The following is a 13271-nucleotide window of genomic DNA, read 5'->3' on the forward strand; positions in this document are numbered from 1 at the left end:
AATAACTCGTCAATTGATAACTGGTGAAAGGTCCAATTCTTGATTAAAGTTCAATATCGCGATCACTAGCATAGCGAAACTGATGACCAGTGCTAATGCTTCGAATACTGGCATAGTATTCCCTTTCTTGAAAGAGTGAGGGAGTACTTACTTTTTTTAATCATAAGCCTCACCTCCTACTGTGTTACATAGGGAGGCTAGCTACCATCTGTTAACTTTTCTACACGGTTATTCTAACACGATTTTGTTTGAATTTTAAGCGTTTTTTGGTAACAAACAAAAGAATAGCCCTCAGTTGGAGGCTGAGGGCTAAAGGAGATTTTTATTTACACTACTCATCAATGTCTAAATGCTAAAGCATCAAGAATTGAAGGTTGGAGGAGTAAATAATGAAAAAGTTTTGTTAGGGTTGTTTGTTGGTATACAGATATAATAGCGTGCAAATATGAAGTAAGTATGATCAAGATTAAACAATCATATGAAATTTGTTTTAAGTTTTTCTAATTTGTCAAATAAGCGCTAGTTGTATCAAACTCGTATGATAGTCACGACTATTTACATCTATTTATGGAACAACTGTGTAAAAAGATAGATTACAAGATTAGCAGTAAATGATGTTATATTTGTTACTTATTATTCTTAACGTAATACTAAAAGAAGGCGATGGGGGAACAGTTTATTAGTATTTTTTTAGGACAATTACCGTTTAGCTCTAAGGCGCTGTGTCAGGTGATGTAGCTGACTAACCCTTTCATCAATTAAATGACTTTAAGATGCGCCTTTACTCAAAAAGATGAGTCAAACTTCCATCGTGGTTCTGACAATTTTGTATTTCAAACGGCAGTCACATTATATCTAAATAAAAAAGACAACTGGTGCCAATAACAGGCCAGTTGTCTTTTTTTGTGAAGACTATCCTAGTAAAGTTTCACTGACACATAATCCACAGGCCGCAATTGCGCCATTTAAGTGAGAGTATTCTTTGAGTTCGACTTCAAGGGTTTCGCCAGTGGTGAGAATGGTTGTATTTTTTTCAATGGCTTCTTTCAGCAAATCAGACAATAGGCCTTCGTTGAAAAGTTCGCCGTGAATAAAGATTTTTTTCGAATCAATCATCATTGCCAAGTTATTGATGGTAATGGCTAAATATTTGATGGCGTTATGCAAAATCGTGATGACGCCTTCGTCCCCTAAGTTATAAGTTTTTAAAATAAGGTCAATCGTCAAGTTATCACGGTCAGTTGCCAATTGACGAAGGTAGGTCGTGTCGGAATTATCAAATAAAAGCTGTGATTTTTTTATGATCCAGGCTTCACTGGCGTAAGTTTGTAGGCAACCTCGTTTGCCACATTCGCAGAGTTCGCCTTCTGGATGAACGATTGTATGGCCGACTTCTCCGACTAAAATATTTTCCTTACCGTAAAGCTGGCCTTGGTACATGCAAGAGCAGAACATGCCTCTACCTACGTGAAAGAAAATAAAGTTAGGGTCTCTGTTTTCAGGACTAAAGAGTCGTTGGGCAGTGGTCATACATTGGACATTATTGTCAAAATAGAGCGGTAACTCAATCGATTCCATGACACGTTGTAAGTCAAACTGTTTCCAAAAGGCATTATTGGTTAAGATACGTTTTTGCTCTTGATCAAAATGACCGGGTAAAGCGACACCAACAGCTTGGGGCTGGTAATCATGACAGTGGAGAATAAAGGTTTGTAAGGCGTCAATAAACACCCCTTCATCTAAGTTGCGATGTTGAGTATGAGTGGCTTTAATGACCTTTTTCTCATAGAGTGTTCCTTTGTTGTCACATAAACAAAATGAGAGGTATTTTTCTGAAAGTTCCGTGCCGATGTAAAAACCGTGTTCAGCTGAAATATCTAAGGAAATTTTTTTACGGCCGGATTTTGTTTCTTCGGGGATAACCTCGCCAGTCTCGTGAATTAAGTGATCCGTGATAAAATGACCGGTGATTTCACTAACAGTGGCAGGGGTAATCCCCGTTTCTTTTGAGATGTCAATTCTTGAGATAGGCCCTTTGGCGTATATTTTATCGAGAACATTATGTCGCAGTAATTGTTGTTTTTTTGTTAGTTTCATGGTGTATCTCCTTCTTAACTTATTATCCATTATACACTATTGATTATTTTTTATAAACAAAAATAAGATATTTTTAAAGAAAACGGTTGACAGTTTCTTTTTTATAATCTATTATAAGGTTGTTGGTAATATTTTATTATCAACTACGTTTTATTTTATCTTCTTTTTATCTTTTGGTTATTTTTAGTAATTAAAGCTAGAGGGGAAATAGAAATGATGTATTACGTTTTAGGTTTATTGAGAACGGTACCATTAGTTAAGGGTTGTTCTAGTAATAATAAGTAGTGACATAAAGGATGGAGGAAATAGAGGATGGTTAAACGTTTGATAAGTGCTAATGCTTCAGAGATGTTGGGCATGACTGCCGAGGAGTTAAAACAAAGTATTAGAGCGAGTGAAGGGCGCACAGTCATGTCGGAAAATGTGGCGACGAGGGAATCTTTTGTCGGAGATATTACTAATGCTGAAATTGCTAGAGCATTTGGGGCCGATTTGATTTTACTTAATGGTGTAGACGTGTTGCACCCGGATATTTTAGGGTTGGAGGACAGGGAAGAAAACTTTGTCGAACAGCTTCATCGTTTAGTTGGGCGGCCAATTGGGGTTAACCTTGAACCAGTTGATTCACAGGCCAGCATGGCGGAAGATCGCTTGGAGATAGCAGAAGGTCGTCAAGCTAATTTGAAAACGATTAAAGAGATTGAACGGCTTGGTTTAGATTATGTCTGTTTAACAGGGAATCCGGGAACAGGTGTCACAAATAGGCAAATCGAAAAGACGATTATGGTGACGAAAGAAGTTTTCTCAGGATTGATTATTGCCGGGAAAATGCATGGAGCAGGTGTTTCCGAACCAGTTGCTGACTTAGAAGCAATCAAAGGGTTTATTGAAGCAGGAGCGGATATCATCTTGGTACCAGCAGTTGGAACGGTTCCTGGTTTTGATGACGCAGAGTTGAAAGCCGTTGTTAAATTGGTTCACAGCGAAGGTGGGTTGGTTTTATCGGCGATTGGAACGAGTCAAGAAAGTTCTGATGAAGACACGATTAAAGAGATTGCCATTCGCAATAAAATTTGCGGGGTGGATATTCAACACATTGGTGATGCTGGTTTTGGTGGTGTGGCACCAGTTGAAAATATCTTTGCGCTCAGCAAGGCTTTGCGAGGCATTCGCCACACGGCTTCATTGATGGCACGCTCAATTGCACGTTAGGGGAATAGCCACTCCTTGAGAGTGGTTGTCGCAAAATAGAGGAGGAACGTACAATGAATAAAATTAATGAATTTTTAGAACAAAAAATGTTGCCAATTGCGTCAAAGCTAGGTGCCAACAAGTTCTTAGTAGCGATTCGTGATGGGATTACTTTAGCGATGCCTTTGATTATCATCGGGTCGTTAATGATGGTAATCGCCAGTTTTCCTGTGCCTGGTTGGGAAGCGTGGTTGGGAGATATTGGAGTTGCTGACTACTTATGGAAAGGCACCGACAGTAGTTTTGGTTTAATTGGCTTGGTGGCCAGTTTTGGGATTGCCTATAGTTTGACCAATCAATACGGGGTCGACGGTGTTCCTTCAGGTATTATTTCTTTATCGTCATTTATTGCAGTAACTCCTTTTGTTAAGTCAGATGCTGGTGCAGGTATGCCAACTGCTTACATGGGGGCTAAAGGGTTGTTTATTGCCATTATTTTAGGGCTGATCAGTGGCTATATTTATCAGTGGTTTATCAATCATGATATTCAAATTAAGTTGCCGGCAACGGTGCCGCCAGCTGTGGCAAAAAGTTTTAGCGCGATTATTCCAGGGGCCTTTATTATTACCTTATGGTTGATCATTTCATCCGTTTTGATCGCCTTAGATTTGCCAAACTTACACGACATTGCTCAGGTCATTTTAGGAGGCCCTCTTGGGTTATTAGGCAATAATGTCTTTGGCACGATGATTGTAGTAGGTCTGAATAGCTTGTTCTGGTTTGTCGGTATTCATGGGGGAAATGTGGTCAATTCTGTGATGCAGCCCTTGTGGATTGCCAATTTAGATGAAAATCGTGCTGCTTATCAAGCAGGAGCAGAGTTGCCACATATTTTTACAGTAGCCTTTATGGATAACTTGGTTTATATCGGTGGTGGCGGCGCGACCATTGGGTTAGTCCTAGTTTTAGGGTATTTAGCTCGTAAGAAGAAAACCAGTCAACAAACAAAGGTCTTAGCACCGATTACCGTCGTTCCCGGTTTATTTAATATTAACGAACCAACGATGTTTGGGTTACCTGTTGTGTTGAATATTATGTTATTAATTCCCTTTATTTTAGCACCGATGGTTAATGTGATCGTTTCTTATTTGGCGATGTCATCCGGTTTAGTTCCTTTGACAAGGGCGGCTGCTTCATGGACGATGCCACCGATTATTAGTGGGTTTTTAGTCACTGGCAGTATTAATGGTTCCATTTTACAAGTCGTATTAATCATACTCGATATCTTGTTGTATCTACCGTTTTATCTAGCGGTTGAGAAGAAATTTAAAGAGCAAGAACTCGGCGAAGGATAGAAAGATTGGTGAAGCAAACGAGAAGTGAGTGAATAGTTATGCAGCCTCACTTCTCGTCTTTGTTTTACCGTTAATTAGCTGATGAGGAAAGTCACATCGGCAGTAACAGCTGTCTCAGCCAGTCATCGGTTGGTAACCCATGACTGGCTTTTAATAGACGTCACAGAGGCTTTTCCTGGTTATCATTTCCCTGATGAAACATTGGTGATAGTCAATCAAAGCGCGCAACAGTTAGATTTAGTTCTAGACTGGGAGCATGATCAAGCCTTGGCTAACGTGATGTCTTATTATGAAGGAGAGCTCGTAATTGTGACAAGTACACAGCGATTTTCTTTGCCGCTGTTTAGTGAAGGGAGTCAGCAGTTGGTAATTGAGCCGAAAAATGAAACAACTTTAATGGTGAAACGGCGGATTATTGGAGAGGGGCATGATAACGCTACTCAGGAGCTGACAGGGAATCAGTTGGTTAAACTGGTGATTTCGGCTAATCAGGGTGAGGGGATGCCCTCTACCAACTTGCCACCATTAGGTCAATCTAGGCGGGGAATACTCCTATTAGTTGGCAGTTTAGTTATTTTAGTCCATGTTCAACTAAAAAAGGGCAGCAGTTTAATAATTTAAGCTTAAGAAATTGTAAAAATAAACACAAACGCTGATAAAATGACGTTTGTGTTTATTTTTTTGAAATGCCCTTTAAGCACGGCATAAACTTGCTTAAGGGAGGAAATAATCGGTAAGAGCTTTACTAGATATGGCATAATAAGTGTATGGAAAAGCTTTTTGACGTTGAGTGTCAAGGCTTTTTGATTGTGTTGCTAAGGAAATTTGCTTTAATTAATGTAAGAACTAGTAGAAAATTGAGGTGTAACAGATGGAAGTAGGACAACGAATAAAAGCGCGTAGAAATGAAGAAAACATGACTCAAGATTTTGTTGCGGAACAATTAGGCGTGACAAGGCAAACAATCTCAAATTGGGAGAATGGTCGAAGTTATCCGGATATTGAGCGAGTTATTCAGCTGTCAGAGCTTTATCACTTGTCACTCGATGAATTATTGAAAGGAGATCAAGATATGGTTAAACATTTACAAGAAAATACCACAGTTAATTATTTTTTGAAACTGTTTAGTTTGTTAATGATACTTAATATTTTTCTGATGGTTGTGATGTTGGTCCTTAAAACAACTAATGATGGTATCTATCTGACGCTATTTGGTTTAATTGGCGTTAATACACTGTCCATCTTTTACTTGATCATAAAAAAAATATAAAGGAGTTTTACGATGACGTTCTCAATTTTACTGTTGATATGTGGGTTGATTATTGTTTTTTCCAGTATTGGCCTAATGTACTACATTTACCATTTAGTGCTAATGGATGCCAAAAGTCGCAAGCTGGAACAGGCTAAGTTTTGGTCTGTGATTGCGTCTTCATCACAAAATGGGGGCGGACTGTTACTGTACCTCTTTAAGCGTAGAAATACCTCAAACCTGCTTAGTGCAAGTGAAAACAAAAGGTTTTTAACGATCAAAAGGAAGATCTATTGTTTGATGGCTCTACACTTACTGGCATTTTTGATGAGTCTAGCAGCTTTAATCCGACTTTGAAGATCAAGGGGGCAAGAAGTTGGAGACAATCCATGATGAAATTTGAAAAAAATAGCCCTCAGTTGGAGGCTGAGGGCAGGAGATTTTTATTTACACGACGATCTCATCAATGTCTAAATGCTAAAGCATCAAGAATTGACGGTTGGAGGAGTAAATAATGAAAAAGTTTTGTTAGGGTTGTTTGTTGGTATGTCTATAATATACCGTGAAAATGTGAATAAAGTGTGACAAAGAATAAAGGATAGCTTGAATAATTTATTAAGAAACTCTTATCAGAATGCAAAGGGCATTTTTGGCGATCATGCTAGCAAAATAAAAAAAGTTTATCTTGTCTAACTGACCTCTTTTAGCTAATGTCACCTAATTATCAACTTCAGTCGAAATCGATGTAACCCCCGATATAACAGGCTTGATACCTCTTTTTTCTTTAGTGAGTGAAAGAAAAAAGTGACAAAAAGAGGTCAGTTAGCCGAGTTTACAATGATGGATTTTTATGTAAAAATATAGGCACATAGGTCCTTTGACTTAGCTTAATGCCTCAGAATGAGGCTAATGTTAACTAAATTAAGCCAGTAAAGAAGAACAGCTTAATTACTTGCCTTACACTAGTTATCTCTAAACTTAATATAACGATCTGCTAGGAAAAAAGCTAACTAAGTTCTTTGGGTGATAATAAGCTGTTGTTGTTTACGATAATACTTGCGACATGTCTACTAATTCTGAAACCAACGGGATCTCGATGAACTAGTGACGAACACTTTAAAAATCAGGCCATAAGGATGAGAAGAAAAGTGAGAGAACAGCTAATCAACCCAAATGAAGGCGCTGTTTTATAACATGTTTTTCTAGGCTGAAACGTCTAAAAAGTGATTCAGTTGACAGCTTGAATGCTACTAATGTGCTTATATATTCCTTGATAAACCTTGATATACCAGTATTTACCAGCGGAGTATATCCAGTCAAATTAATTCCAAGTGTCAACTGATTAGAAAACGCCTTGAAAATGACTTCTGGTAAAAAAAACGATTTAACGATCGGAAAATCATGATTACTTAAGAATTAAGATCAGTCGCTAAGGAGTGATTGATAACATCTTGAACCTTTCTATTAAGAGGATTAAGTGACTCGGTTGACATGATATCTGGCTGAGGAGAAAATTATGAAATTCAGTGTTTGCAAGGCGCTAGTTGCCCTTGTGGAGTTAAACAACAGAGCGCAGATGTCAATTGACTTTGACAACGGCTCAGATTTCACTTTTTCATTAATAACGATTTAACTCATGGAAAGTGAAACAGCTTAAAACTCACATGTATAGCGGAATTTTCGAATTGAATGCTTTATTCTATAACGAAAATATTGCGGTAATATAATAAAAAAGTGAATGGGTTGACAGTCGAAAAATGGCTCGCATTAAAAATACTAGTACTGAAATGTTGATGTTTCAGCTGTTTAAGTGCTTTTACTTGTAAAGTATTAACTGTTTTTGTCAACTGACTGACTATTGGGCTTCAATTAATAAACTGATTAAATAACTATAGCTTGAACCTGCGACTCTCCTATTAAACAAAAATCTAGTTTCCGTGATGAGATTATCTCAGTTATTTTATTTAAGACTTTTCCATTTACACTCATTGCTATTTTATAAATTTGCTAGAGTAACGCAGTTTGATAAATCAGTGAGCCTTGGTTGAAGGTTTTTAGCATAAATCAAGTTGGGACATAACGTCGCTTTGCTTCGAAGCTTCAACTCTTAATGTTTTAGCATTTAAAATTTGTCGAGATCGAAGCAAGCAGGCTTTTGGAGTGCGTCTATTACGCAATGTTCGTAAAAGTATTGGAGGTTGGAACTATTGTCCTAGTCTCTTGATGACAACACTAATCGGATTAAATATAAAGAAGTTGGCAGTTTGTTTCATCTAAACTTGCCAGCTTCTTTATTTATTCTTTTATCTTCAGGTCATAAGATGGTAAACTTAATGAAACGTTGATATGAGATCAACAAAGGAGTGTGGAGAGATGAATTTTCTATTTTCAATTGACGACCGATTTGTTAACCAATTTAAAACAACTTTATTGTCGATCTATCATAATTCCCAAAAGGGTCAACATAATGTCTATGTGCTTCAAAAAGAATTATTAACTCAGACAGAAGAACTGACTCATTTTTGTCATAATTTAGGAATGAACTACTACCCTCTAGTGGTTGGGAGTGACCAATTTAAGGAAGCACCCGTTTCGAAACGGTATCCGGAAGCAATTTATTATCGCTTATTAGCTTGGAAATATCTACCAGAGTCTGTCACAAAAATTCTATATTTAGATGCGGATATTTTGTGTTTGAATGATCTCAGCCCGTTGTATGAAATGGAGCTTAGCGAGTATTTGTATGCAGCAGCGAGTCATACTAATTTAACTAATGTCACCACAGTGATTAATAAAGTACGGTTAAAAGCCTATGAATCAGAAGGGTATTTTAATTCTGGCGTGCTACTAATGAATATTAGTCAAATTAGGCGCGAGGTTCGCGTTAACGATATTTATCACTTTATTGAAGAAAACAAATTGAATTTATTTTTGCCAGATCAGGACATTTTGAACGGGTTGTATGGTGAACGGATTGCCCCAATTCCAGATCAGGTCTACAATTATGATGTTAGGAAGCATGCCACCTATGAACTACTAAGCGGGGGGAAATGGGATTTGGACTGGGTCATTGAGCAAACGGTCTTTTTGCATTTTTGTGGTAAAGACAAACCTTGGTACGATAATTATAAGGGACGCTACAGCTCTGTTTATAAGCATTATTACCATAAGGCCAATGGGCAAAGCAACTGAAGATACGCAATGGCAAGAGAAGTGACAGTTCGAGTTCCGAAGGTCATTTAGGAATAGTGCGTTTGGCAGAATGTTTTAAACGGTTATTATCGTGTGATTCAACTCAAAACTATCTCTCATTTAATTTAGCGGATATCGCTGAAATACACGGCCTCGTACATTTTTATTAAAGAGCTGTGATTGGAGGTATTAAGAAAAAGCTGTATTCAGATGTGAAGTATATACTTACAAAAGGATACTTAACTATTATAGTTAGGTATCCTTTTGTTTGTTCGGGTTGTTAAAATGGTGGTTAGTTCTTAATTCGCTGAGACTTTCGCTTGCAGTTGATACATCTCCGCATAGCGTTGACCTAAGTTCAACAAGTGATCATGAGTGCCTTGCTCTTTAATCTCGCCGTGATCTAAGACGATGATTTGATCGGCATTTTGGATGGTGGATAAACGATGGGCCACAATAAAAGTGGTTCGTCCCTCTTTGACCACTTCCATGGCGTGTTGAATAATTTCTTCAGTTTCAGTGTCAATGTGCGACGTGGCCTCATCCAGAATTAAAATTTTAGGATCGCTAGCTAAAGTTCTGGCAAAAGCGATCAATTGGCGTTCACCAGAAGAGAAGGCTTGTCCTTTTTCGACCACAGGTTCGTGGATGCCTAATGGCAGTTTGTCGATTAAGGATTTTCCGCCGACTTTTTCAATGGCTTCTTGGACCATCTCGTCGGTGATCTTAGGATCATTCATGCTAATATTGGTTGCCACCGTTCCACTAAAGAGGTAAGGCTCTTGTAAGACAATACCCATGTGCTCTCGGATACTTTCCCGGTTGTGATCCGCTAGTTCTTGGTTGTCGATTAAAACTTGGCCTTTTTGCGGGTCGTAAAAACGGAACAGCAAATTGATAATAGAACTTTTGCCTGAACCAGTGTGCCCAACCAAGCCAATGGTTTCGCCTTTGGCAGCGGAAAAATGAATGTCTTTTAAAATCGGTTTTTCCGGCTGATAGCCAAAGGTGACATGATTAAAGAGAACATGTCCTTCCGTAAACTTGATAGCCTGGGGGCTGTCAGCTTCAACGGGCTCATCTAACAATTCAAATACTCGTTTGGCGCCAGATAAAGCTTGCTGTAAAGTGGACATCAGTCGCACAAGCTCTAAAATGGGGTCAAACAACCGCGAAATATAATTGATAATGACGTAAATCGTCCCGATGGAAAAGCCCATAATCCCATCGACAAACTGAGTGCCCAAATACATCAAAACAGCTAACATCACAAGGTTTTTAATAAAGGTTGAAAAATCCCAGGACAAGGTTGCGTCTAGACGAATGGATTTTAGTCGAGTGTCCAACCATTTCTGATTGGTTGTTTCAAAATCAGCCTGCATATTGTCTTGCTGATGATAAAGTTGCACAATCGACACCCCTTGGACGATTTCAGCAGTGTGACTGTTGAGTTCACTGACTGATTCCCGCCAGCGTTTGTTAATCGGGGCAGCCAATTTGACGTAAATCCATTGCCAAATCGCAAAGAATGGCAGTAAGACTAACAATCCTGTTCCGATTTGCGGGCTAACCCAATAGAGGGCGACATAGATTGCCAAGACCGTCAGGATATCAATAATGACGGTATTACTAAAATTTAGATAAAAATTAGTTCTTAATAACTCCACGTCGTTGACGATGCGGGCAGAGATCTTCCCCGCAGGTTTATCATCAAAGTAGGAAACCGGTAGTTTTTGCATATGCCCATACGCTTCATCCCGTAATTTTTTACTGACATTATTTGAAGCATAAGCCAATAATAAATAACTGGTATAGCCGCACAAGCTGCTAATCAAGGTGATCAGCATAAAAAAGCCGAATTTCTGCATTAAGAAACCAAAGTTAACGGAAGCATTATGGGTGATTTGATCAGACACATAGTCAATCATTTGTTTCCCAATCATCGGGACATAGATTGACGTACTAGCTGACAGTAGGGAAAGGAAAATCCCAAATCCATAACGATAAGGTTCGTATTTAAAATAGCTTAAGAGTCGTTTAAATGTTGTCATCTTCTTTCACCTCCATTTGTTGTGTCATGTATTGCGTGTAGTACCAGCCTTTTGAACGAAGGAGCTCTTGAGGTGAGCCTTGTTCTGCAATGGCACCATCGTCAATAATCAGAACTTTATCCGCTTCAGCAACGGCCGATAATCGGTGAGTAACAATAATATTGGTTTTGTCTTGGCGAATGGTGCGAATATTGTCGATAATGGCTCGCTCTGTTTTAGCGTCAACAGCCGATAGAGAATCATCTAGAATCAATAAATCAGGCTTGCGAATTAAGGCTCGGGCGATCGACACCCGTTGTTTTTGACCACCGGAAATGGAGACGCCTTTCTCACCAATTAAGGTTTCCAGACCGTCTGCCATGTGGCTGATATCTGTCGTAAAGTTAGCTGACTCGATGGCTTCGGCCATTTCAATTTCATCGGCATGGCGGTTTCCAAAACGAATGTTATGTCCCACGGTTTTTGAGAATAAAATATGCTCTTGAGGGACGTAGCCAATCAATCCTTCTAATTTTTCCATGTCGTACTCTTGAATAAAGCGGCCATTGATTTTAATGGTGCCAGTTTCGCTTACTGGGTATTGGCGCAATAATTGGCGAATTAATGTGGTTTTCCCGCTCCCGGTTTTCCCGACGATGCCCAGTGTTTCTCCTCGTTTTAATTCAAATTCAATTTGCTTAAGCGTCGTGGTTTCGTTTGTCGGGTATTGGAACATGTACTGATTAAATTGAATGTCATTAATAGCGTCAATGGTTTCCTCGCCATTTTTTTCCAATTGATCCTCAGCTTGAAGCAATTCGTCAATTTTTCTAAAGGAAACATTGCCTTGCTGGTAGACCAGGACAATATCCGATAAGCCCCAAATCGCCCCACTTAGCATACCTAAATAGATTTGAAAAGCGATTAGTTGGCCGATGGTCATTTGACCTTGACTGATTAGATAACCACTATAAGTTAAGCCAATAGCAGTACTGAGGCCAGTTAACAATTTCGCAATTTGATTAATCGCCCCGTTATAAACCACAAGATTATTGGCTTTTTTTAATACGGCAGCTGTTCGTTTTTCAAAACGGGTTTGTTCGAGCTTCTTTTTACCATAAGCTCGCATAACGCGAACACCGTCGACCATTTCTAAGACTTCGTTGCTTAATTTTGCGACAGTGTCCCGGTTATCTTCATAAAGGACATCAATTTTTTTCCATAAACGGTAGACGATATAACCGAATAAGACTAACGGCAAGGCGCTGACAGTTGCGGCCTTCCAAGACGTGGTAATGATCATAATGATCAGAATACTGATGGCCCATGTGACATTGGAGACAATTAACATAAAGCCGTAACCGATGGTATCTCCTAAATAATCAATGTCACTGGTCATGCGGGTCATTAAGTCCCCAGAGCGGAATCGCTCATAGAAAGGGGTCCTTAGATTCAATAACTTTTTATAAGTTTTTCGTCTCATTTCTGATTGGTAACGATAAGATTGACCAAATAAAGTCATAACCCAGATGATGTCTGTGATAAAAATACAGATGATGCTGATTAGAAAAATGCTTAAAATAATACCTAGATTTTCGCTTGTTAAGGCCCCATCAACAATGGCATCAATAAAGCGTTGAATAATTAAATTAGGAATTAAAGTCAAACCAGATGATACAATGGCAAAAAAGGTTGCCAGTCCATAAATGACTGGATGCTGTTTAATATACTGCCAAAATGTTTTTAACATACGTAGTTACTCCTCGCTAATAGATCGTTTAAAATTGTTTAGTAGATAAAAAAGCGCACAAAAAAACCGATAATATGTTGAATCATACTTCACACATTACCGGTTTGGTTATTTAATATGCTCGTGATGCCTTGCTGACTTTTTACTTAAAAAAAGACTGATGCTGCACTAAAATAGAGACCGAATAAGGAGTTAGTTGATTCACATTGTTTTTATTTAATTGAGATTGGTTAATTAAAATAACAGTTTTCATGAGTCATACTCCTTTCCTTAATTTTTAGTTTCGCTTCTTTTACTTAACTTCTTCAATTTACTATAAATAAATTAGAATGTAAAGGTTTTTTTTACAAATGAATCGTTTATGTTGTGAATTAAGGGGGAGTATAGGGAGTTCTAAGGAATTATAT

At 38.4% G+C, this 13271-nt stretch carries 10 protein-coding genes; 6 read left to right on the plus strand and 4 right to left on the minus strand.

Features of this window, described 5'->3' with window-relative positions; all coding sequences use genetic code 11:
• Window positions 1-9 precede the first annotated feature (9 nt).
• Entirely contained in the window at window positions 10-114 is a 105-nt protein-coding gene (locus I6N95_RS27800) for a putative holin-like toxin (protein ID WP_430727519.1), read from the minus strand.
• A gap of 798 nt (window positions 115-912) precedes the next feature.
• On the minus strand, window positions 913-2097 hold the full coding sequence (locus tag I6N95_RS00840) for an ROK family transcriptional regulator (protein WP_209524445.1): 1185 nt from the start codon (window positions 2095-2097) through the stop codon (window positions 913-915).
• Window positions 2098-2409: 312 nt separating this feature from the next.
• On the opposite strand from I6N95_RS00840, the gene I6N95_RS00845 reads away from it, so the two are divergent.
• From I6N95_RS00845 to I6N95_RS00870, 6 genes are all read left to right on the plus strand, one after another.
• Complete coding sequence (locus I6N95_RS00845; RefSeq protein WP_209524446.1) at window positions 2410-3309, plus strand: DUF7916 family protein; 900 nt, start codon at window positions 2410-2412, stop codon at window positions 3307-3309.
• 53 nt (window positions 3310-3362) lie between these two features.
• A complete protein-coding gene (locus I6N95_RS00850; RefSeq protein WP_245249179.1) occupies window positions 3363-4643 on the plus strand; it encodes a PTS sugar transporter subunit IIC in 1281 nt (426 codons plus the stop codon).
• An 81-nt stretch (window positions 4644-4724) separates the two neighbouring features.
• The gene (locus tag I6N95_RS00855) at window positions 4725-5264 is read left to right on the plus strand and encodes a hypothetical protein (protein WP_209524447.1); all 540 of its coding nucleotides are present in this window, start codon (window positions 4725-4727) and stop codon (window positions 5262-5264) included.
• A 250-nt stretch (window positions 5265-5514) separates the two neighbouring features.
• Complete coding sequence (locus tag I6N95_RS00860; protein ID WP_209524448.1) at window positions 5515-5913, plus strand: helix-turn-helix domain-containing protein; 399 nt, start codon at window positions 5515-5517, stop codon at window positions 5911-5913.
• Between the two features lie 12 nt (window positions 5914-5925).
• Entirely contained in the window at window positions 5926-6249 is a 324-nt protein-coding gene (locus tag I6N95_RS00865; protein WP_209524449.1) for a hypothetical protein, read from the plus strand.
• Between the two features lie 2016 nt (window positions 6250-8265).
• On the plus strand, window positions 8266-9084 hold the full coding sequence (locus tag I6N95_RS00870) for a glycosyltransferase family 8 protein (RefSeq protein WP_209524450.1): 819 nt from the start codon (window positions 8266-8268) through the stop codon (window positions 9082-9084).
• 299 nt (window positions 9085-9383) lie between these two features.
• Here I6N95_RS00870 and I6N95_RS00875 read toward each other — a convergent pair whose 3' ends face one another.
• Both I6N95_RS00875 and I6N95_RS00880 read right to left on the minus strand, forming a co-directional pair.
• A complete protein-coding gene (locus I6N95_RS00875) occupies window positions 9384-11135 on the minus strand; it encodes an ABC transporter ATP-binding protein (RefSeq protein ID WP_209524451.1) in 1752 nt (583 codons plus the stop codon).
• A complete protein-coding gene (locus I6N95_RS00880) occupies window positions 11122-12864 on the minus strand; it encodes an ABC transporter ATP-binding protein (protein WP_209524452.1) in 1743 nt (580 codons plus the stop codon). The genes I6N95_RS00875 and I6N95_RS00880 overlap by 14 nt, the downstream gene beginning before the upstream one ends.
• Between the last annotated feature and the right edge of the window lie 407 nt (window positions 12865-13271).

The sequence above is a fragment of the Vagococcus allomyrinae genome, assembly GCF_017829975.1.
Taxonomy (GTDB): domain Bacteria; phylum Bacillota; class Bacilli; order Lactobacillales; family Vagococcaceae; genus Vagococcus_D; species Vagococcus_D allomyrinae.

Bases quoted from the DNA above. Each gene is read 5' to 3' on its own strand.
- I6N95_RS00850 (WP_245249179.1), top strand. From the start codon at position 3,363: ATGAATAAAATTAATGAATTTTTAGAACAAAAAATGTTGCCAATTGCG.
- I6N95_RS00870 (WP_209524450.1), top strand. From the start codon at position 8,266: ATGAATTTTCTATTTTCAATTGACGACCGATTTGTTAACCAATTTAAA.
- I6N95_RS00860 (WP_209524448.1), top strand. From the start codon at position 5,515: ATGGAAGTAGGACAACGAATAAAAGCGCGTAGAAATGAAGAAAACATG.
- I6N95_RS00865 (WP_209524449.1), top strand. From the start codon at position 5,926: ATGACGTTCTCAATTTTACTGTTGATATGTGGGTTGATTATTGTTTTT.
- I6N95_RS27800 (WP_430727519.1), bottom strand. From the start codon at position 114: ATGCCAGTATTCGAAGCATTAGCACTGGTCATCAGTTTCGCTATGCTA.
- I6N95_RS00855 (WP_209524447.1), top strand. From the start codon at position 4,725: ATGAGGAAAGTCACATCGGCAGTAACAGCTGTCTCAGCCAGTCATCGG.
- I6N95_RS00840 (WP_209524445.1), bottom strand. From the start codon at position 2,097: ATGAAACTAACAAAAAAACAACAATTACTGCGACATAATGTTCTCGAT.
- I6N95_RS00845 (WP_209524446.1), top strand. From the start codon at position 2,410: ATGGTTAAACGTTTGATAAGTGCTAATGCTTCAGAGATGTTGGGCATG.
- I6N95_RS00880 (WP_209524452.1), bottom strand. From the start codon at position 12,864: ATGTTAAAAACATTTTGGCAGTATATTAAACAGCATCCAGTCATTTAT.
- I6N95_RS00875 (WP_209524451.1), bottom strand. From the start codon at position 11,135: ATGACAACATTTAAACGACTCTTAAGCTATTTTAAATACGAACCTTAT.